We start from the raw sequence: 20,819 nt of genomic DNA, 5'->3' as shown, positions 1-20,819 counted from the left end.
AACAACAGCGCTGGACGCATGATGGCGCACGGCGCATGAAGGCCCGACCCGCATAGAGGGGACGCCGAGATCATTGCGCCCTAGCTTGCCGCCTCTCCAAACGGCGCAAGGGTGCCTCTGCCCCCGAAGGCTCAGAGGCTGCCATGTCAGACAACATACTGCCTGCTCACCCCCAGCCCATCGAACTCGTCGACGCAAAACGCCGGATCAAGGCGATCTTCATCGGCTCGGTCGGCAATCTGGTGGAATGGTACGATTTCTACGCCTACACGGCTTTCGCGCTCTATTTCGCTCCGCATTTCTTCCCCTCGCACGACCCCGTCGTGCAGCAACTCAACGCCGCAACGCTCTTCGCCGCAGGCTTCATCGTGCGACCCATCGGCGGCTGGCTCTTCGGCCACCTCGCCGACCGCTATGGGCGACGCCTGTCGCTGACCCTTTCGGTCCTGATGATGTGTTTCGGCTCGCTGATCATCGCGCTCACGCCGACCTATGCCACCATCGGCTTTGCGGCTCCCGCGCTCCTGGCGCTGGCGCGCATCATCGAGGGCCTCAGCCTCGGCGGCGAATACGGCGCCAGCGCCACCTACCTCACCGAGATCGCCGACCCCGAGCATCGCGGTTTCTATTCCAGCTTCCAGTATGTGACGCTGATCGGCGGGCAGCTCACCGCCATCATGGTGCTGTTGCTGCTGCAGAACGTCTTCCTGACACATGAGCAGCTCGTCGCCTGGGGCTGGCGCATCCCCTTCGTCATCGGCGCCCTGCTGGCGATCACCGCCATGTTCATGCGCCGCCACATGCAGGAGACGGATTCCTTCGTCGCCGCCAGCAAGGAGACGGTGAAGCGGCAGAGTTCGCTGCGCGGCCTGCTGAAATATCCGCGCGAGGTCGCGATCGTGGTCGGCCTCACCGCCGGCGGAACGGCAGCCTTCTACACCTTCACGACCTACATGCAGACCTTCGTGAAGCAGACGGTGGGCCTGTCCGACCTGACCACGACCTATGTCATTGCGGGTTCGCTGATCTTCGCCGCGGTGCTGCAGCCGATCTATGGCGCGATCTCCGACAGGATCGGCCGCAAGCCCCTGCTGATCTTCTTCGGCGTCGCCGGCACGCTGCTGACGGTACCGATCCTGACCACGCTCGCCGGTACGAAATCGCCCTGGATCGCCTTCCTGCTGATCTGCGGCGCCTGGATCTTCACGGCCGGCTACACCTCGATCAACGCGGTGGTGAAAGCCGAACTGTTCCCGACCTCGATCCGCGCCACCGGCATCGCGGTGCCCTATGCGGTCACGGTCTCGATCTTTGGCGGCACCGCGCCGGCAATCGCGCTGTTCTTCAAGCAGCAGGGCCACGAGGAGTGGTTCTACTACTACCTCGCCGGCGTCATCTGCCTGTCGCTGCTGGTCTATGCCACGATGCGTGACACCAAACACACATCGGCCATGCATCGGCACGATTGAGCGAGGAGGGTTGCGCGTCATGGTCGGGCTTGATCCGACCATCTCGGAAACCAGTGGCTACTGGTCTTGAGATTCTCGGGTCTTCGCTTCGCCCGAGAATGACGGGTCAGCCTAGGCCGCCTGTCCGGCCAGCCGCTTCAGCGCCTTCTCCCGCCCGATCAGCGGCAGAAGGGCTGCGAGTTCGGGACCATGTTCCAGACCCGTCAGGGCCTGGCGCAGCGGCATGAACAGCGCCTTGCCCTTCGTGCCGGTCGCAGCCGCGACAGCGCCCGTCCAGCTTTTCCAGGTGGTGGCGTCGAAAGGCTCCTGCGGCAGCAAGGAGGCGGCCGTCGCCGCGAAAGCACTGTCCGCGATCACAGGCGCCAGCGGCCCCGCGACGACCTGCCACCAGGGCTTCGCTTCGTCGAGCTTGCCGAGATTGCCGCGCACGGCGAGCCAGAACGGCTCGCTGGCGGGAATGCCGAGCGCCATGAGCCTGTCCGCCACCGCGTCATAGGGCAGCTGATGCAAGGTGCGGGCGCTCAGCGCCTCCAGCTCATGCTCGTCGAACTTGGCCGGTGCGCGCGAGACATGGGCGAGATCGACGAGCTCAGCCAGTTCGTCGAGGCTGGCGACCGGGCGCACTGCGTCGGACGAGCCGACCAGCACGGCAAGGGCCGAAACCGCCAGCGCCTCGACGCCAGATTCGCGCAATCCGCGCAGCGAAAGGTGGCCGAGCCGCTTCGACAGCCCCTCGCCGCTTGCGGTCGTCAGCAGGTTGTGATGGCCGAAGATCGGCAGCGGCGCTCCCAAGGCCTCGAAGATCTGGATCTGCACCGCCGTATTGGTGACGTGGTCCTCGCCCCGGATGACATGGGTCACGCCTGTGTCGATATCGTCGACGACCGAGGGCAGATGATAGAGATAGCTACCATCCTCCCGGATCAGCACCTGATCCGACAGCGAGGCGCAGTCGACATGGGCCTCTCCGCGCACAAGATCAGTCCAGGCGACGACGCGCGGTTCGAGCAGGAAGCGCCAATGGGGCTTGCGCCCCTCGGCTTCGAGCTTCGCCCGGTCCTCCGCCGTCAGCTTCAACGCGGCGCGATCATAGATTGGCGGCAGGCCGCGTGCGAGCTGGCGCTTGCGACGACGGTCGAGTTCGTCTGCCGTCTCGTAGCAGGGATAAAGCCGCCCGGCGTCGCGCAGCCGGGCGGCAGCCGCGTCATAGATCGCCAGCCGGCCCGACTGCTTGATGACACGGTCAGGGACCACGCCGAGCCAGCTGAGATCTTCCGCAATCGCCTCGGCGAATTCGGGCTTCGAGCGCACCAGATCGGTGTCGTCGTAGCGCAGCAGGAAACGCCCGCCATGGCGACGCGCAAACAGCCAGTTGAACATGATCGACCGGACATTGCCGATATGGAGATAGCCGGTCGGGGACGGCGCTGTGCGAACGAGAGGACTTGTCATGCGCGGGTTATGGCGCGTTTGCCGGGAGGGGACAATCGGCCGGAGCCGTGTTGCCCTGGCACGACGCGTCAATAAGTGCGGTGCTCCTCGCATCGATCTCAATTCCGTGTTGCGGCAGGCAACCCTCGCAGGCTAAGGCTCTCGCACTCGACCGGACCCGGTGAAAACCCGGGTGGCTCTTTCGGCCGCCGACCCGCCGAACAACGCACATGAAGATCGAAGCCAGCTCGCCATTGCGGGCCCGATCTGTTGCGGATTCCCCTTACAATGACAAAGCTGTCTGCCTACCGCCGCGAATGGTTCTGCAATATTCGTGGCGACATCCTATCCGGCATCGTGGTGGCACTTGCCTTGATCCCGGAAGCGATCGGCTTTTCGGTCATCGCCGGCGTCGACCCCAAGATCGGGCTCTACGCCTCCTTCGGGATCGCCTGCGTCTCGGCTTTCGTCGGCGGGCGCCCGGGCATGATATCTGCGGCCACCGCCGCCACTGCGGTGTTGATGGTGACGCTGGTGCGCGATCACGGGCTGCAATATCTCTTCGCCGCGACCGTCCTGATGGGCCTGATCCAGATCGCTGCGGGCTTCCTGAAGCTTGGGCGGCTGATGAGCTTCGTCTCGCGCTCGGTGATCACCGGCTTCGTCAACGCGCTCGCCATCCTGATCTTCATGGCGCAATTGCCGGAGCTGATCGGCGTGCCGACGCTGACCTATGCGATGATCGCGGCGGGATTGGCGATCATCTATCTCTTCCCGTACCTGACCAGGGCCGTCCCCTCGCCTCTGGTCGCGATCGGCGTGCTGACACTCGCCGCCTGGTGGTTCGGGCTGAACCTGCGCACGGTCGGCGATCTCGGCGAACTGCCCTCGACCCTGCCGATCTTCGCGCTGCCGCAGGTGCCGCTGACCTTCGAGACCCTGCGGATCATCTTCCCCTACTCGGTGGCACTCGCTGCGGTTGGCCTGCTGGAATCGCTGCTGACTGCGCAAATCGTCGACGACATGACGGACACGACGAGCAACAAGAGCCAGGAGTGCTTTGGGCAGGGCGCCAGCAATATAGCCTCGGCGCTGATCGGCGGCATGGGCGGCTGCGCCATGATCGGTCAGTCGGTCATCAATGTCCGTTCCGGCGGACGCGGCCGGCTCTCGACCTTCGTGGCGGGCGCCTTCCTGCTGTTCCTGATCCTCGTGCTCGACGATCTCGTCCGCATCATCCCGATGGCGGCGCTCGTCGCGGTCATGATCATGGTTTCGATCGGCACCTTCTCATGGCGCTCGATCCTCGACCTCAGGCGCAATCCTCGCTCGTCCTCTCTGGTGATGCTGGCGACGGTCATCACGGTCGTGGCGACGCATGACCTTGCCAAGGGCGTGATCGTCGGCGTGCTGCTGTCGGGCGTGTTCTTCGCCGGAAAGGTGGCACGGCTCGTCGCGGTGGAGCGGCGGCGCAGTGAGGATGGCCTGGCCTGCGATTATCGGGTTCGGGGACAGATCTTCTTCGCCTCGACCGAGAGCTTCCTCGCCGGGTTCGATTTCGACGACCGTCCGGAGCGTGTGGCGATCGATGTCAGCCAGGCACATTTCTGGGACATCTCGGCCGTCGGAGCGCTCGACAAGGCCGTGCTCAAGCTGCGCCGCAATGGCGCGGAGGTCACAGTGACCGGCCTGAACGAGGCCAGCGCGACCATGATCGACCGCTTCGCCCGGCACGACAAGGCAGATGAGGCCAGTGCCAGCTCGGCGCATTGACGCAATCGCTTCAAGCTCCGGAACCACAGCCCTCATCCTGAGGAGCTGCCGATAATGTCGTCAACGATTTCAGTCGGTTGGCATTTCGCATCGAAAGGCGCCGTCATCCCGGGCGACCGCAGGGAGACCCGGGATCCATTCCGGAGCGCTTGCCGGTGGGGTTCCGGAATGGATCCCGGATCTCCGCTTCGCTGCGTCCGGGATGACGGCGCTTGTTCGATGGTCGCCAAGCCTTTGATTTCAATGCATGCTTTGCGGCCAGTCTCTCAGGATGAGGGCTAAAAATCCATGTCCAAACGAGCTGTCAGAAATCGAAGCTGTCGCCGCCCGCCTTGCCCACACCCTTCACCAGTGACGCATCCGGACTGTGCGGGCCCTCGCCTCGATCGCTGAAGCCGTTGACGATCGGGTAGCGGCGGTCGCGACTGAGATTGCGGGTGGTGATCTTGGCGCCGGGCGCCGACTGGCGGCGCTTGTACTCAGCCCGCTGCAGCAGCCGCTCGACCTGCATCACGGTGTCCAGATCATGCCCGCGCGCAACGATTGCGGCGACGCGCTCGTCGCGCTCGATCAGCCCGGCCAGGATATCGTCGAGCACGTCATAGGGCGGCAACGTATCCTGATCCGTCTGGTCCTCGCTCAATTCGGCGCTGGGCGGCCGCGCGATGGTGCTTTCGGGGATGACGACACCATCGGGACCGAGACTGCCCGTCGGCCTCCAGCGGTTGCGCAGCTGCGCGAGGCGCATGACATCGGTCTTGTAGAGGTCCTTGATGGCGTTGAAGCCGCCATTCATGTCGCCGTAAAGCGTGGCGTAGCCGCAGGACATCTCCGATTTGTTGCCGGTGGTCACCAGCATCCAGCTGAATTTGTTGGAAAGTGCCATCAGCAGCGTGCCGCGCGCGCGGCTCTGGAGGTTCTCCTCCGTGACGTCGCGCTTCGTGCCGGCGAACAGGCCGGCAAGCGCCGCCTCGAAGCCTTCGACCGGGCCTGCGATGGAGACGGTCTCATAGCGGACGCCGAGCGCCTGCGCGCAGGCCTGGGCGTCGCTCAGGCTCTGCTGCGCTGTGAAGCGTGAGGGCATCATCACGCAGGTGACGCGCTCGGCCCCCAACGCATCGACAGCCATCGCGGCGCAGAGCGCGGAGTCGATTCCGCCGGACAGGCCGAGCACCACGCCCGGGAAACCGGTCTTGCCGACATAGTCGCGCAAGGCCAGCACGCAGGCGGCATAGTCGGCCTCGTCGCCAGTCTCGATTTCGGCGGCGTTGGCGGGCTTGCAGCGCCATTGCCCGGCCTCGCGCGCCCAGTCGGTCACGACAAGCGCCTCCTGGAAGGCCGGGAGCTGATGCATCAGCCTGCGGTCAGCGCCGAGGATGAACGAGGCGCCGTCGAAGACGAGCTCGTCCTGTCCACCGATCTGATTGAGATAGACCAGCGGCAGGCCGGATTCGACGACCCGCGCAACCGCGATGTTCATGCGCTCGTCGCCGACGCCGCGCCGATAGGGCGAGCCATTCGGGGAGAGCAGGAGTTCGGCCCCGGTCTCGGCAAGGCATTCGACGACATCCTCGCTCCAGATGTCCTCGCAGATCGGCAGGCCAAGGCGTATCCCGTTGCGGAACACCACGGGGCCGGGCAGCGGACCGGGCTCGAAAATGCGGGCCTCGTCGAAGACGCCGTAATCAGGCAGCACCACCTTGAAGCGCACCGACTGGATCACGCCGCCATCAAGCAGGGCGTAGGCGTTGTAGAGCTTGCCATTCTCCGCCCAGGGCAGGCCGATCAGCAGCGCCGGGCCGCCATCGCCCGTTTCGCGCGCCAGTTCCTCACAGGCCTTGCGGCAGGCATCCTGGAAGGCCGGCTTCAGCACCAGATCCTCGGGCGGATAGCCGCAGAGGAAGAGCTCCGGCAGCATGACGAGATCGGCGCCCGCCTCCCCGGCGCGTTGCCTGGCGGCGCGTGCCTTGCCGGTATTGCCGGCGATGTCGCCAACGATCGGATTCAGCTGGGCAAGGGCGAGGCGGAGCGAGGGCGTGGTCATGGAGCGCCTGTAACGCGCCGCCGCGACACCAGCAATGCCGCATGCGTCCGGGCTGAGCTGCAGCTTAACCTGACGTTAGGGTTAATCGCGCATGAATCATGGCGAGCCGCAATTGGATGTCTGTCGGCTGCCGTGGAGAAGCGACGATGCGTACCCGCATGATGACAACCCTGGGCACGGCAGCCCTCCTCGCCGGCTCCCTGGCCATGGCGCAAGGCGCAGTCGCCGCCGACTACCCGGTGCTGCGCGGTTCGCAGATCGAGGACGTGCCGCCCCCGCCCAGCGACATGGGCGGCAACTTCGAGTGGTCAGGCTTCTATTTCGGTGGTGGCGCCGGCGTTTCCGACACCCAGTTCAAGCCCGGCACCGGATTGCAGGATCTCGCTCGTTCTGCCTTCCGGAACACAACCCTCGGCAGCGAGTACGACATGGGCCAATTCGTCAACAATCTGCCGTCGAAGCGCGACAGCGGCGCGACGTTCTTCGGTTTTGCAGGCTATAACTACGCGTTTGGCGATGTCATCCTCGGCTTCGAGGCAGACTACACGCGCTCCGGCCATAAATATTCGATCAATGATTTCATCGCCAGGCAGGTCGTCACGTCAGATGGCACTATCAACGGCTGGTCGCTGACGACTAACCAGGGCGCGGAGATCCAAGACTATGCGACCGCACGCATTCGCATGGGATGGGCTTATGGCCGTATCATGCCCTTTGCTACGTTCGGCGGTGCAGTGGGCAGATTCGATACGGTCTCCACGGTCGATGCGACATGGCGCTTCACCCGGACCAATCCTATTACCGGCGTAATTTCAAACAATGTCGTCGCGTCAGGCTATCCGCTCACGGTCGGCGCCGCCAAGACGAACGTGTACGGCTTCGGCGTCACACTCGGTGGCGGTATCGACATGGCTCTGACCGACAATCTGTTCCTGCGCGCCGAATACCAATTGATCCGCTTCGCCGATGTCGAGGGCACGACGACGACGATCAACACCGCACGCGTTGCGGCGGGCCTCAAATTCTAAGACGACATCATCCTGATGCGAAAAAGGCCGGGGCAGAGCGCCCCGGCCTTTTTCTTGTCGTGCATGCGGTCGCGGGCTACTCGGCCGCTTCGACCTCGGGGCGGGCCCGGCCCGACCGTTCGTGCTTGACCAGCTCGGCCACGAGGAAGGCCAGCTCCAGCGCCTGCTCGGCGTTGAGGCGGGGGTCGCAGACCGTGTGATAGCGGTCGTTCAGATCCGCATCGGTCATGCCGCGCGCGCCACCGGTGCATTCGGTGACGTTCTTGCCGGTCATCTCCAGATGCAGGCCGCCGGCATGGGTGCCTTCAGCCTGATGGACGGCGAAGAAGTTCTTCACCTCGGTCATGATCAGGTCGAAGGGGCGCGTCTTGTAACCGCTCGCGGCCTTGACCGTGTTGCCGTGCATCGGATCACAGGACCAGACGACGTTGCGCCCTTCCCGCTTGGTGGCGCGCACCAGCGCAGGCAGGTTGTCGAAGACCTTGTCGGCGCCGAAGCGGCCGATCAGCGTCAGCCGGCCGGCCTGGTTCTGCGGGTCGAGCACCTCGATCAGCTTCAGCAGGCCGTCGACGGTGGTCGAGGGACCGCATTTCAGGCCGATCGGGTTCTTGATGCCGCGGAAGAATTCGACATGGGCATGGTCGAGCTGGCGCGTGCGATCGCCGATCCAGAGCATGTGGCCCGATGTGTCGTACCATTCGCCCGAGGTCGAGTCGGTACGCGTCATCGCCTGCTCGTAGCCGAGCAGGAGCGCCTCGTGACTGGTGTAGAAATCCGTCGTGCGCATCTCCGGATGCGTCTCGGGATCGATGCCGATGGCGCGCATGAAGTCGAGCGCTTCGGTGATGCGCTCGGCGACTTCATTGTAGCGCGACGAGGCCGGCGCGTCCTTGACGAAGCCCAGCATCCAGCGATGCGCGTTGTCGAGATTGGCGTAGCCGCCGGTCGCGAAGGCGCGGATCAGGTTCAGCGTCGCCGCCGACTGCCTGTAAGCCTCGAGCTGACGGCGCGGATCGGGAATGCGCGCCTCTGACGTGAACTCGTTGTCGTTGACGATGTCGCCCTTGTAGCTCGGCAATTCGACGCCACCGATGGTCTCGGTGGGGGTCGAGCGCGGCTTGGCGAACTGGCCGGCGATGCGCCCGACCTTCACCACAGGCGAACCGCCGGCGAAGGTCAGCACCACCGCCATCTGGAGGAACAGCCGGAAGAAATCGCGGATGTTGTCAGCCGAATGCTCGCCGAAGCTTTCGGCACAGTCTCCGCCCTGGAGCAGGAAGGCCTCGCCATTTGCGACTTTGGCTAGGGCCTTTTTCAGCTTGCGCGCCTCGCCCGCAAAAACGAGCGGCGGAAAGCCGGCGAGCTGCTGCTCAACCGCCTTCAAGGCTGCCTGGTCCGGATAGTCCGGAATCTGCTGGACAGGCTTTGCCCTCCAGCTCTCGGGCGTCCACCGCTCGGACATAATCTGTGCTCCTGCTTGCAACCGCGCTCAGTTAACCTCGTGTCAGCGCGAAAGCGGGCCTATACACCCAGCAGGGTCACAAGACCACCATGCTATCCGCGGCGAAGCGCCGGCGGTGGCGGCCGGCAGCGGCAGGAACCCGATCAAGCTGAATCCTTACAATGGGATGGAGCCAGCGGCTCGGATCTTGATTCCGGCGGCTCAGATCCTGATTCAACTCAATCAGATCCTGGTCGAGCACCAAGACGCTTTCTCCCGGCGAAGCGGTTTCTCAATGGAACCATGCATGCGTCGAGCGTCATTGACAGATTGTGACGTAACGTTTAGCTCCCATTACGCTTCGTAAGCTATAACGCCTAAACCTCGCAAATCAGAAATTTCTCTATGAATATCAGCGTCTTCGTTCAGGAATATCTTCGTGGCGCGATGCGCAATCCCGGACAGTTCCTGCAGCCTCGCGCTCAGCGCCACTGTCCGATCTGTGAGTATGCTGGACGGTTTATTGATGTCGGCCCCCGCCCCGAGGCGCGCTGCCCGAACTGCTCTTCCAAGGAGCGCGACCGGATCATGGGGCTTTATTTCCGCCGAAACGCCATCGATATGATGGGCCAGCGGGTACTCCATTTTTCTCCGGAACGACCTTTCTTCCGGCAATGGAAGAATAACCCAGCCTATATCGCGGGCGATGTTAAAATCAGCAAAGTCGCCAATACGGTCGTCGACATCACTAATATCCAGTTTAAACTTGATTATTTCGACTATCTGATCTGCCACCACATTCTCGAGCACGTTCCGGAAGACGTCCAGGGTATGCGCGAGTGCTTTCGCGTCCTGAAACCAGGCGGCCTGGCATTTTTCTCGGTTCCCCTCGACATGGAGCGGGCCCACACCTGGGAACCGCCTGCCGGCATGCCGGCAGAGGAGATCGAGCGCATCTGCGGCTGGGACCATGTCCGGCTGTATGGCAGGGATTTCGCGACCAAGTTGGAGGCCGTAGGTTTCCACGTCGAATTGATCGCCTTTACCCCCCAGGAGGCGGAGCAGTTCCGCCTTTCCGAGCAGCACGCGCTCAGCCTGCAGGGGCTGGACCGGATCTTCATTTGCAAGAAATAGCCGGTTATCTGCCCGCCCGCGCCGTCCGCATCGTCACGAGTTCTTCGGCCGCACTTGGATGCAGCGCGATGGTACGGTCGAAATCGGCCTTGGTCGCCCCCATCGTCACGGCGATGGCAACAGCCTGGATGATCTCTCCGGCATCATGGCCGAGGATATGGACGCCCAGCACCTTGTCGCTCTTCACGTCGACGATGAGCTTCATATAGATGCGCTCCTGCCGGCCGGAAATCGTCGCCTTCATCGGGCGGAAGCCGGATTCGAAGATGCGCAATTCGTATCCGGCCGCGATCGCCTGCGTTTCGGTGAGGCCGACGGTGCCGATTTCCGGCGTGGTGAAAACCGCCGAGGCGACGATGTGATGGTCCATCGTCCAGGGCCTGTCGCCGAAGGTGGAATCGGCAAAGGCGTGGCCCTCGCGGATCGCGACCGGCGTCAGGTTGATGCGGTTGGTGACATCGCCGACCGCGTGGATCGACGGCACGCTTGAAGCCGAATGCGCGTTGACGATGATCTGGCCGACCGGCCCGAGCTTTACGCCGGCCGCTTCCAGACCGAGCCCGACCGTATTGGGACGACGCCCCGTGGCGACGAGGATGACCTCGGCGTCGATCGGGCTGCCGCTGGCGCAATGGGCGCGGCGGGCACCATCGGGCAGCAGTTCGATGCGGTCGACCGTGCAGCCCAGCCGCAGCGTGATGCCGGCATGGGCAAGAGCGTCGCGCAGGCGGGTGCGAACGTCCTCGTCAAAGCCGCGCAGGATGTTGTCGCCGCGATGCAGCAGCGTCACCGCCACACCCAGGCGCGCGAACAGGCTCGCGAATTCGAGCGCGATATAGCCGCCGCCGACGACGAGCATGCGCTTGGGCAGGCTCGGCAGATGGAAGATTTCGTTCGAGCTGATGCCGAGCTCGCCGCCGGGGATCGGCGGATCGAAGGCCGGGTAGCCACCGGTCGCGACCAGGATATGGCGGGCGCGGACGATTTCGTCGGACTTCGAGAGGCGCACCGTATTGGGCCCTTCGATCACGGCGCGTTCCTCGCGGACCGCGACTTTCGCGCCGTCGAGCCCCTTGCGGTACAGGCCCGAGAGCCGCGTCACCTCGTTTGCGACCGCATCGCGCAAGGTCAGCCAGTCGAAGCTCGGCTTGGGCACCGTCCAGCCGAAGCCGGCCGCATCCTCGAACTCCTCGGCGAAGCGGCTGGCATAGACGAAGAGCTTCTTGGGCACGCAGCCGCGGATGACGCAGGTGCCGCCGATCCGGTCCTCCTCCGCGATCATGACGCGAGCGCCGTGGCCGGATGCGATGCGCGCGGCGCGGGTGCCACCGGAGCCCGCCCCGATGACGAAGAGATCGACGTCGAATTCAGCCATGATATTCCCTCACTCGCCGCCGGGTTCCGGCAAGGCCGCATACAACCAAAGCGCCGCCACGGTCAGGGCGGCGATCCACCAGCCCTGCCAGGCGCCGTGCGCGACCGAAGCCACCCCGAACGCCGAAGCAAACAGCGCCAGCCGGGGCGCGAGCCGGCTGGCAGGCAACCGGCGCAGGCGCCAGAGGCAGGCTACGCCGGCGAAGGCGAGGACCGCCGCACCAGGCGCGCCGGTTTCGACCCAGGCCTGAATCGGCGCACTATGCGGATGCCCCACTGCCAGCATGGGGCGGTGCGCCTCCGACACGGCGAGCGCGACGGGGTGGCTGTCGAGCGCGGCCGAGGTGCCGAAGCCGGAGCCAAGCAGTGGTCGGGCCCGGATCGCCTCGCCGAAGCTCAGCCAGATATCGACGCGTTCGCGCGAATGCGCTTCCTGCAATTCCGTGTAGAGGGATGGAGGAAAAGCGGCATCGGCTAACCTGCCGATGACCGGCGACAGCGCCATTGTCAGGACGAAGCCGAGCATCACGGCCCAGAGCGCCAGCCGCGGCAGCAATTGCGCGACGACCCAGACAGCGATCAAGATCGCAAGACCGAGCTTGGCCGCGCCGCTGTCGGAGGCGAAGATCATGGCGATGACGGCAACGACGACGAGGCCCGTAGAAAGCCAGGCAAGAAGACGGTCACGCCGGTTTGCGCCGACATGCCGGTTTGGGCCGACATGGCTCCAAAGCCCCGGCAGAACGGCACCGGCGAGAAACAGGCAGGTCAGCGCCGGCCGATTGAAGACGAAGCCGTACTGCTTGCCGACACCGAGCATGATGCGCTGCGACAGGCCGCTGCCGAGTTCCACCATGATCAGCACGGAGGCCGCGACGAGCGACAGTGCGAGCGCGCGGCTGAGCGTCACCCCCGGCCGAAAACGGTCGCTGGCGGTGATGGCGAGGCCAAAGAGCAGAGGCAGCACGAGCTCACCCCACATCCGCAGGCCTTGAGCCGGCCGGTGACTCCAGGCCAGCGTGACGAGCGACCAGAGCAGGAAGGCACATATCGCGAACCCGACCGGGCTGCGCAGGATGTCGAGCAAACGGCGCAGGGGCGCACGCCACCCATCCGCCATCACACTTGCGGCAGTGAAGGCGGCGGCTGCCATCCCCAGGACGAGCGGCGCGGAGCGGTTCGCGATCCACATGGCGAGCGGCAGTGCGGCAAGCAGCGCATAGCCCAGTGTCGTCAGGCGCCCCGACCATGATGCCGGCGCGCTGCCGGCCCGTAATATCTGGCGGGATAGGGGAGATGAGCTCATTGCGCAGCGCTTACGCCATCGCGCCCGAAGCGACCAGAGACTTGTAGCTCTCGCCGCGGAAAGACGTAGAACGAAGGGCGCAGAACCATCACCAACTCGTCTGTCGGACGAAATCTCTTGACTTATGATTATGCAATCAGGCGCAATTGACGCGAGATGCGGCAAGGTGCCACTGGCCAGATTGCCCTAATAAATGCGCGGAAAATCCGCGAGCGGAGGAACTCATGCTGACATCCATTCTGAAGCGTACCGCGCTGACGGCAGTCGCGCTGGCGGCACTCTCGACGGCAGCCTTCGCTCAGCTCGAACTCAAGATCATGGCGCCCGCCTCGCCCGGCGGCGGCTGGGACGGCACCGCCCGCTCCATGCAGCAGGCGCTGATGGCATCCGGCATCGCCAAGAGCGTGCAGGTCGTCAACGTGACCGGCGCCGGCGGCACCATCGGCCTCGCCCAGCTGATCAACGGCGCCAAGGGCGACGGCTCCCAGCTGATGGTCAACGGCTTCGTCATGGTCGGCGCCATCCTGCTCAACAAGTCGCCGGTCAACCTGTCGCAGACGACGCCGATCGCGCGGCTCACCGCCGAGGCCGAAGTCATCGTCGTGCCGACGGACTCGCCGATCAAGACCGCCAAGGACCTAGCCGATCGCGTCAAGGCCGATCCGGCCAAGGTGACCTGGGCAGGCGGCTCGGCCGGCGGCACCGACCACATCCTCGCCGCCCTGTTTGCCGATGCAGTCGGCGCCGACGCCAAGAAGATCAATTACATCCCGTTCTCGGGCGGCGGCGAAGCTTTGGCCGCGATGCTCGGCGGGCGCGTGACCGCCGGCATTTCCGGCTATGGCGAGTTCGAAGGCCAGATCAAGGCCGGCAAGCTGCGCGTCATCGGCGTCTCCTCGTCCAAGCGCCTCGCAAACGCTCCCGATGCCCCGACCCTCAAGGAGCAGGGCATCAATCTGGAACTGCTGAACTGGCGTTCGGTCGTGGCTCCTCCCGGCCTCAGCGCCCAGCAGCGCAAGACGCTGTCCGACGCGGTCGAGAAGCTGACCAAGACCAAGGAATGGGCCGAGATCCTCAAGGCCCGCGGGTGGGATGACGCCTATCTCGGCGGCGCAGAGTTCGAGGCCTTCCAGAAGGCCGAGGAGGCGCGCGTCTCCAAGGTCATGCACGATGTCGGCCTCGTGAAGTGAGCCGCCGGCACCGCTGAAAATGGGCAAGGGGCCGGGAGACCGGCCCCTTTCTCGCCTGAAGTCCCTCTCCCCGCGACGCGGCAACCGCCTCAGCAGCCCCCTGGACCAGCCATGACGAACCAAAAACTGACTGGAAGTGCCGACAGGCCGGCCTTGCTCGTGGGCGTGCTGCTGCTGATCGTTGCCGCCTTCGTCGCCTACGACGCCTCGCAGCAGACGATCACCTCGAATTACGGCATTGGCCCGACCGCCATGCCCTATGTGGTCTGCGTCGGTCTCGTCCTGCTTGGCCTGGCGCATTTCTTCGTCGCCTTCCGCGAGGGCCTGCCCAAGCCGGAGCCGGCAGACCGGTCGGCCCTTATCTGGATCGTGGCCGGCCTGATCGGCCTCATCGCCTGCATCGCGCTCGGCGGCGGCTTCATCGTTGCCATCACCATCGTCTTTGCCTGCACGGCGCGTGGCTTCGGCCGCAGGGCGCTGGCCGTCGATGCGCTCATCGGATTCGTGCTCGGCCTCGTGATCTTCCTGGTCTTCGCCAAGCTCCTGACCCTGCTGCTCCCGGTGGGGCCGCTCGAACATCTGTTCCTCTGAGGGCGGCCGATCATGGAAACCACACTCGCCCTTATGCACGGCTTCAGCGTCGCTCTCGAGCCGAGCAAGCTGCTGTTTTGCCTCGTCGGCGTCTTCCTTGGCACCGCTGTCGGCGTGCTGCCGGGGATCGGGCCGGCGCTCACCGTGGCGCTGCTGCTGCCCGTCACCTTCAAGCTCGACCCTGCCGGCTCGATGATCATGTTCGCCGGCATCTATTACGGCGGCATGTATGGCGGCTCGACCACGGCCATCCTGCTCAACGCGCCCGGAGAAAGCGCTTCGCTTGCGACAGCTCTCGAAGGCTCGAAAATGGCCAAGGCCGGCCGCGGCGGCCCTGCCCTTTCGACAGCGGCGATCGGCTCTTTCGTGGCCGGCACGATCGCCACCTTCGGGCTTGCCTTCCTGGCGCCCTGGCTCGTCGAAATCGCCGTCAAATTCGGTCCGTGGGACTATTTTGCGCTGATGATCGTCGCTTTCGTCACGGTCTCCGCGACATTCGGCGATTCCCCGCTGCGCGGGCTGACCAGCCTGTTCATCGGCATCACGCTCGGCCTCATCGGCATCGACAAGCTGACCGGGCAGGCACGGCTGACATTCGGCGTGCCCGATCTCCTGAACGGTGTCGAGGTCACCACGCTTGCGGTCGGCCTGTTTGCGGTCGGCGAGGCGCTCTATGTCGCCTCGCGCCGCGCACATGCCCCTGAGGAGATCATCCCGATCAAGGGCTCGCTCTGGATGACCAAGCAGGACTGGAAGCGTTCCTGGGCGCCCTGGTTGCGCGGCACCGCCTTCGGCTTCCCGATCGGCGCTTTGCCGGCGGGCGGCGCCGAGGTTCCGACGTTTCTGTCCTATTCAACCGAGCGCCGGCTCTGCAAATATCCCGACGAGTTCGGCAAGGGCGCGATCGAGGGCGTCGCGGGCCCCGAGGCCGCCAACAACGCCTCGGCGGCGGGTACACTTGTGCCGCTGCTGACGCTGGGCCTGCCGACCTCGGCGACGGCGGCAATCATGCTCGCCGGCTTCCAGCAATACGGGCTCAACCCCGGCCCGCTGCTGTTTGCCGAGAAGCCCGACCTGGTCTGGGGCCTGATCGCCTCGCTGTTCATCGCCAACGTCATGCTGGTGATCATCAACCTGCCGCTTATCGGAATCTGGGTCCGGCTCCTGGCGATCCCGCAGCCCTGGCTCTATGCCGGCATCCTGGTCTTCGCGACCATGGGCACGCTTGCCGTCAACGCCTCGCCGGTCGAGCTCAGCATGCTCTTCGTCTTCGGCTATCTCGGCTATCTCATGCGGCGCTACGACTATCCCGTCGCCCCGATGGTGGTGGGGCTCATCCTTGGGCCGATGGCGGAGGCGCAGCTGCGGCGCGCGCTGCAGATCAGCCTGGGCGATCCGATGATCCTGCTCGAGAACCCGATCTCGGCAACGCTGCTCGGCCTCGCCTTCATCGCGCTTGTCGCGCCTTTCGTGATGAAAGGCCTGAACCGCTTCAAGGCCGCCGAGGATTAAAGGCTGCCATCATGCCCGGCCCTGCCGCGGGCATCGTCTTCCAGTTTTCAGCGCCTGGATTCCGCTTCGCCCGAGAAGCAGGGTTTGACGTTGAACAAATGTGGCGTGAATGTGTTGCTGTAAGGCCGGGCCTGCGTGAGTGATCGCGCCGCGCCCCGCCCTCCGGAGAACGCTTCATGAGCGATACGACGCTTTCCGCGACCGCGACGCCAGCGGCCGAACCCAGCCTTCATCGCGTGATGGGCCCCTGGCTTCTGCTGCTTTTCATTGTCGGCGACATCCTGGGCACCGGCATCTACGCCCTGACCGGCCAGGTCGCCAATCAGGTTGGTGGTGTGGTCTGGCTACCTTTTCTCGTGGCCTTCATCGTCGCGATGGTCACCGCCTTCAGCTATCTTGAGCTCGTCACGAAATACCCGAAGGCGGCCGGTGCGGCGCTCTACACGCACAAGGCCTTCGGCATCCACTTCATCACCTTCATCGTCGCCTTCGCGGTGATGTGCTCCGGCATCACCTCGGCCTCGACCGCATCGCGCGCCTTCGCCGCGAACATGTCGAGCGCCTTCGGGCTCGGCCTGTCCGGCGGGATCGGCATCACGCTGATCGGGCTTGGTTTCATGGCGCTCGTAGCCGCGGTCAACCTGCGCGGCGTCGGCGAAAGCGTGAAGGCCAATGTCGTGCTGACCTGCGTCGAGCTGACCGGTCTGCTGATCATCATCACCATCGGCTTGATGGCGATCATGGCGGGTCAGGGCGACGTTTCGCGCGTGCTGGAATTCAAGGCGACTGGCGATGGCGGCCTGTTCTGGCCGGTGATCGCGGCGACGACGCTTGCCTTCTTCGCCATGGTCGGCTTCGAGGATTCCGTCAACATGGCCGAGGAATGCCAGAACCCGAGCCGCATCTTCCCGAAGGTTCTGCTGGCGGGCCTCGTCATTACCGGTGTGATCTATGTCCTCGTCTCGATCTCGGCGATCACGCTGGTGCCGCCCGAACAGCTCGGCGAAGGCGAGACGCCCCTGCTCAAGGTGGTGCAGGCCGGCGCGCCAAATTTTCCGATCTGGGTCTTCGGCTTCATCACCATGTTCGCGGTCGCCAATAGCGCCTTGATCAACATGCTGATGGCAAGCCGGCTGGTCTACGGCATGAGCCGCGAGCACGTGCTGCCTGCCCTGCTGGGCAAGGTCCATGCGACCCGGCGCACGCCCTATATCGCGATCGGCTTCACGACCCTGCTCGCCTTTGCATTGATCACCTTCGTCGGCGAGGTGCCTGCGCTGGGCGGCACCACGGCGCTGCTGCTGCTGTGTGTGTTCACCGTCGTTAACATCGCCGTGCTGGTGCTGCGCAAGGACAAGGTGGAGCACAGTCATTTCCGGACACCGACCGCCCTGCCGGTTGTGGGCGCGCTCGCCTGTGCCTTCTTCGCCGGCCCCTGGACCGGCCGCGACCCGGTTCAATACAAGATCGCGGGCGTCCTGATCGGCATCGGCGTGCTGCTCTGGATCGTCACCGTGCTGGTCAACCGCGCCAGCGGCGTGCGTCCGGCCGAACCGGCGATGGACGATCTCGGCCGAAGCGGGCCAGTCAACTGAGGTGGTCCCGCGCATGAAAAAGGCCGCCGATGCGCAATGCTGCCGGCGGCCTCGATAGGTCTCGATCAGACAAAAAGAAGCGGGGCCTCGCGGCGAAGCCTCAGAGCTGATGGCCGCGCTTGCGCATTTCCTGCGAGAAACGGTCGAAGAGGTAGTTGCTGGTCTGGACGCTCCAGGGCTGGAGCACCTTGTAGATCTCTTCCATCGCCTGCGGCCGCAGCGCCGAATAACGCTGGCCTACCGGCGACTTGAAGAAGGCCAGGACCTCCTTGAGGTCGGCTTCCGTCATCTTCCGTGCGAAGATCTCGACCGCGGTCTTGGTGACCTCTTCGCTGCGCTTGTCGGCTTCGGGCTTGAGGGCCAGCAGGACCTCGTTCACGTCCTTGACCATTTCGGGCCGGGTCGTGCCGACCATCTGCTTGGTATTGTCTGCGAACTCCGCGTAGATGCCGTCGATGTTCTGCGACACGCCGGTCAGATCGACGATTTCACGCGCGACCTGAAGATGGCTCGGCGACAAGGCGGGCGTCTGGGCAAAGGCCGGAGCGCCGCACAGAAGCGCCAGGCTGAGAGCCGCATAGGCAAGGTGGTGACGGATCATGGCAGAGCCCCTTCATCATACAGCGAACAGACCCGCCGTGCTGGCGACGCTTCGCCGCCGCCGCTGATTGCGACAGCATATTCAGGCGTTCCTTAGAGCATGACGCCGAAAAGTGGAAACCGGTTTTCCGACGAAACCGGACTATTCGGCGGCGCCGAGAATGGTCAGACCGCCAGCGCCGGCAAGGATGGCCATGGCTGCCAGACCAATGAACAAGCCGTGCTCGACAACGCCGGGCACGATATTCAGCGCCTGGGCCAAAGCCTCGGGATGGTCGATCGTGCCCAGATGCGCGTCGAGGATGTAGTGGCCGCCATCGGTTACGAGAACTTCACCGTCCGGCCGTTTGCGCAGGGTCAGTTCGCCCGCCGCGCCCGCTTCGGCGATCGCCTTGGCCACCGCGCGGCGCGTCACCTCCAGGCCGAACGGCACGACCTCGATCGGTAGCGGAAAGCGCCCGAGCTTGCCTACGAGCTTGCCGTCATCGGCAATCACGACCATGCGCCTGGAGGCGGCAGCCACGATCTTTTCGCGCAATAGCGCCGCGCCGCCGCCCTTGATCAGGCGCAAGGCACTGTCGAGCTCGTCGGCGCCATCGACCGTCAGATCGAGTTCCGGCGTTTCGTCGAGGGTCGACATCGGAATAGCCAGCGACAAGGCCTGCGCCTGCGTCGCCTCCGAGGTGGCGACGCAGATGACATCGAGCCCGGCGGCGACACGCTCGCCGAGCAGATCGACGAAGTGCTTAGCCGTCGAGCCAGTGCCCAGGCCCAGCCGCATTCCCGGCTGGACCAGTTCGAGCGCGCGCGCTGCGGCCTGCTTCTTCAGATCGTCCGCAGTCACGCGCCAAGCCCGCCCATCAGCATGTACTTGATCTCGACGAATTCCTCGATGCCGTGCAGCGAGCCCTCGCGGCCGAGACCGGACTCCTTAACGCCGCCGAAGGGCGCGACCTCAGTGCCCAGCATCGCCGAATTGATGCCGACCATGCCATATTCGAGTTCCTCGGCGACGCGGAAGGCGCGGCCGAGATCCTTCGAGTAGAAATAGGCGGCAAGTCCGAACGGCGTGTCGTTGGCCATGGCCACGACCTCGTCCTCGGTCTTGAAGCGGTAGACCGGCGCGACGGGACCGAAGGTCTCCTCATTGGTCACCAGCATCTTGGTGGTGACGCCCGAGAGCACGGTCGGCTCGTAGAAGGTGCGGCCCAGCGCGTGGCGCTTGCCGCCGACCACGACCTTTGCCCCATGAGCGACGGCATCGGCGACATGGCGCTCGACCTTCTCGATGGCGCGCTCGTTGATCAACGGGCCCTGCACGACACCGACATCGACGCCGTTGCCGACCTTCATCTTGGCGACCTCGCCGGCGAATTTCGCGACGAACTCGTCATGGACGCCTTCCTGCACGAAGAGGCGGTTGGTGCAGACGCAGGTCTGACCCATGTTGCGGTACTTCGCGGCAATCGCGCCCTGCACGGCAGCATCGATGTCGGCATCGTCGAAGACGATGAAAGGGGCATTGCCGCCCAGTTCCAGCCCGACCTTCTTCACCGTCGAGGCAGCCTGCTGCATCAGCAGCTTGCCGACCGGCGTCGAGCCCGTGAAGCCGATGAAGCGCACGGCGGGGTGCGAGGTCATGACGCCGCCGATCGCCTGCGCGTCACCGGTCAGGATGTTGATCACGCCCTTGGGGAAGCCAGCGCGTTCGGCGAGCTCGACCAGCGCAAACGCGGTCAGCGGTGTGTCGGGCGCGGGCTTGACCACGAAGGTGCAGCCGGCAGCCAGGCCCGGGGCGCATTTGCGGGTGATCATCGCGGCCGGGAAATTCCACGGCGTGATCGCGGCGCAGACGCCGACAGGCTGCTTCTGGATGATGATGCGCGAATTCGGGAAGGGCGAGGGAATCGTCTCGCCATAGATGCGCTTGGCCTCCTCGGCGTAGAACTCGACGAAGGAGGCGGCATAGGCGACCTCACCGCGCGCTTCGGTCAGGGGCTTGCCCTGTTCGGCGGTCATGATCTGGGCGAGATCCTCCTGATTGGCCATGATCAGGTCGAACCATTTGCGCAGGATCACCGAGCGCTCCTTGGCTGATTTCTTGGCCCAGGGCTTGAAGGCGCGCGAGGCGGCCTCGACCGCGCGGGTGGTCTCGTCGGCGCCGAAACGCGGCACCTTCGCCAGCACCACGCCGGTCGCGGGATTGTCGACGGGATCGACACCTTCGCCGATCCAGGCGCCATCGATGTAGCACTGCGACTTCAGCAGGGACGGATCATTGAGCTTGAGCATGACGAGCCTCGACGAACGGTAAAATCTCCCCTCCGTCTA

General features: G+C 64.8%; 17 protein-coding genes and 1 other annotated feature. Of the genes, 8 read left to right on the top strand and 9 right to left on the bottom strand.

What is annotated here, in order from left to right:
- The first annotated feature begins 143 nt into the window (after positions 1–143).
- Positions 144–1,469 (top strand): MFS transporter, encoded by a 1,326-nt coding sequence (locus C4S73_RS19105; protein ID WP_103874125.1) that lies wholly within the window; start codon positions 144–146, stop codon positions 1,467–1,469.
- Between the two features lie 111 nt (positions 1,470–1,580).
- Here the strand turns inward: C4S73_RS19105 and gltX are convergent, their stop codons facing one another.
- Positions 1,581–2,921 carry a glutamate--tRNA ligase gene (gltX, locus tag C4S73_RS19100; protein ID WP_103874124.1) on the bottom strand — a complete coding sequence of 447 codons (1,341 nt, stop codon included), beginning with the start codon at positions 2,919–2,921 and terminating at the stop codon, positions 1,581–1,583.
- Positions 2,922–3,071: 150 nt separating this feature from the next.
- Positions 3,072–3,127, top strand: a sequence feature (sul1 is cis-regulatory element that is thought to sense ions involved in sulfur or methionine metabolism; They are found in Alphaproteobacteria).
- 61 nt (positions 3,128–3,188) lie between these two features.
- Between gltX and C4S73_RS19095 the strand changes: the two genes are divergently transcribed.
- Positions 3,189–4,673 carry a SulP family inorganic anion transporter gene (locus C4S73_RS19095; RefSeq protein ID WP_103874123.1) on the top strand — a complete coding sequence of 495 codons (1,485 nt, stop codon included), beginning with the start codon at positions 3,189–3,191 and terminating at the stop codon, positions 4,671–4,673.
- 304 nt (positions 4,674–4,977) lie between these two features.
- On the opposite strand, the gene C4S73_RS19090 is transcribed toward C4S73_RS19095, so the two are convergent.
- Positions 4,978–6,717, bottom strand: a complete 1,740-nt coding sequence (locus C4S73_RS19090) for an NAD+ synthase (protein ID WP_103874122.1) — start codon at positions 6,715–6,717, stop codon at positions 4,978–4,980.
- Positions 6,718–6,863: 146 nt separating this feature from the next.
- Here C4S73_RS19090 and C4S73_RS19085 point away from each other — a divergent pair, with 146 nt between their 5' ends.
- A complete protein-coding gene (locus tag C4S73_RS19085; RefSeq protein WP_160115838.1) occupies positions 6,864–7,745 on the top strand; it encodes an outer membrane protein in 882 nt (293 codons plus the stop codon).
- A gap of 76 nt (positions 7,746–7,821) precedes the next feature.
- Here the strand turns inward: C4S73_RS19085 and C4S73_RS19080 are convergent, their stop codons facing one another.
- Positions 7,822–9,207: a class II 3-deoxy-7-phosphoheptulonate synthase gene (locus C4S73_RS19080; RefSeq protein WP_103874120.1), complete on the bottom strand. Its 1,386-nt coding sequence runs from the start codon at positions 9,205–9,207 to the stop codon at positions 7,822–7,824.
- A gap of 76 nt (positions 9,208–9,283) precedes the next feature.
- Entirely contained in the window at positions 9,284–9,451 is a 168-nt protein-coding gene (locus C4S73_RS28310) for a hypothetical protein (RefSeq protein ID WP_160115837.1), read from the bottom strand.
- A gap of 140 nt (positions 9,452–9,591) precedes the next feature.
- Here C4S73_RS28310 and C4S73_RS19075 point away from each other — a divergent pair, with 140 nt between their 5' ends.
- Positions 9,592–10,320, top strand: a complete 729-nt coding sequence (locus C4S73_RS19075) for a methyltransferase domain-containing protein (protein WP_103874119.1) — start codon at positions 9,592–9,594, stop codon at positions 10,318–10,320.
- Between the two features lie 4 nt (positions 10,321–10,324).
- On the opposite strand, the gene gor is transcribed toward C4S73_RS19075, so the two are convergent.
- Together gor and C4S73_RS19065 are read right to left on the bottom strand one after the other, a co-directional pair.
- Positions 10,325–11,695 (bottom strand): glutathione-disulfide reductase, encoded by a 1,371-nt coding sequence (gene gor, locus C4S73_RS19070; protein WP_103874118.1) that lies wholly within the window; start codon positions 11,693–11,695, stop codon positions 10,325–10,327.
- A gap of 9 nt (positions 11,696–11,704) precedes the next feature.
- Complete coding sequence (locus C4S73_RS19065; RefSeq protein ID WP_103874117.1) at positions 11,705–13,000, bottom strand: O-antigen ligase family protein; 1,296 nt, start codon at positions 12,998–13,000, stop codon at positions 11,705–11,707.
- Between the two features lie 224 nt (positions 13,001–13,224).
- Here C4S73_RS19065 and C4S73_RS19060 point away from each other — a divergent pair, with 224 nt between their 5' ends.
- The 4 genes from C4S73_RS19060 to C4S73_RS19045 all read left to right on the top strand — a co-directional run bounded on the left by C4S73_RS19060 (position 13,225) and on the right by C4S73_RS19045 (position 17,888).
- Positions 13,225–14,190 carry a Bug family tripartite tricarboxylate transporter substrate binding protein gene (locus tag C4S73_RS19060; protein WP_103874116.1) on the top strand — a complete coding sequence of 322 codons (966 nt, stop codon included), beginning with the start codon at positions 13,225–13,227 and terminating at the stop codon, positions 14,188–14,190.
- A gap of 111 nt (positions 14,191–14,301) precedes the next feature.
- The gene (locus C4S73_RS19055) at positions 14,302–14,781 is read left to right on the top strand and encodes a tripartite tricarboxylate transporter TctB family protein (RefSeq protein ID WP_103874115.1); all 480 of its coding nucleotides are present in this window, start codon (positions 14,302–14,304) and stop codon (positions 14,779–14,781) included.
- 12 nt (positions 14,782–14,793) lie between these two features.
- A complete protein-coding gene (locus C4S73_RS19050) occupies positions 14,794–16,293 on the top strand; it encodes a tripartite tricarboxylate transporter permease (RefSeq protein WP_103874114.1) in 1,500 nt (499 codons plus the stop codon).
- A gap of 176 nt (positions 16,294–16,469) precedes the next feature.
- Complete coding sequence (locus C4S73_RS19045) at positions 16,470–17,888, top strand: APC family permease (protein WP_103874113.1); 1,419 nt, start codon at positions 16,470–16,472, stop codon at positions 17,886–17,888.
- A 100-nt stretch (positions 17,889–17,988) separates the two neighbouring features.
- Here the strand turns inward: C4S73_RS19045 and C4S73_RS19040 are convergent, their stop codons facing one another.
- The 3 genes from C4S73_RS19040 to C4S73_RS19030 all read right to left on the bottom strand — a co-directional run bounded on the left by C4S73_RS19040 (position 17,989) and on the right by C4S73_RS19030 (position 20,780).
- Complete coding sequence (locus C4S73_RS19040) at positions 17,989–18,489, bottom strand: DUF2059 domain-containing protein (protein WP_103874112.1); 501 nt, start codon at positions 18,487–18,489, stop codon at positions 17,989–17,991.
- Positions 18,490–18,630: 141 nt separating this feature from the next.
- The gene (gene rpiA / locus C4S73_RS19035; RefSeq protein ID WP_103874111.1) at positions 18,631–19,332 is read right to left on the bottom strand and encodes a ribose-5-phosphate isomerase RpiA; all 702 of its coding nucleotides are present in this window, start codon (positions 19,330–19,332) and stop codon (positions 18,631–18,633) included.
- The gene (locus tag C4S73_RS19030) at positions 19,329–20,780 is read right to left on the bottom strand and encodes an NAD-dependent succinate-semialdehyde dehydrogenase (protein ID WP_103874110.1); all 1,452 of its coding nucleotides are present in this window, start codon (positions 20,778–20,780) and stop codon (positions 19,329–19,331) included. Before C4S73_RS19030 ends, rpiA begins: the two co-directional genes overlap by 4 nt.
- Between the last annotated feature and the right edge of the window lie 39 nt (positions 20,781–20,819).

Source organism: Allobosea lathyri (assembly GCF_900108245.1).
GTDB classification, from domain to species: Bacteria; Pseudomonadota; Alphaproteobacteria; order Rhizobiales; family Beijerinckiaceae; genus Allobosea; species Allobosea lathyri.
Note: the sequence above shows the minus strand (reverse complement) of the source record. Positions and strands in the feature narration are given on the sequence as shown.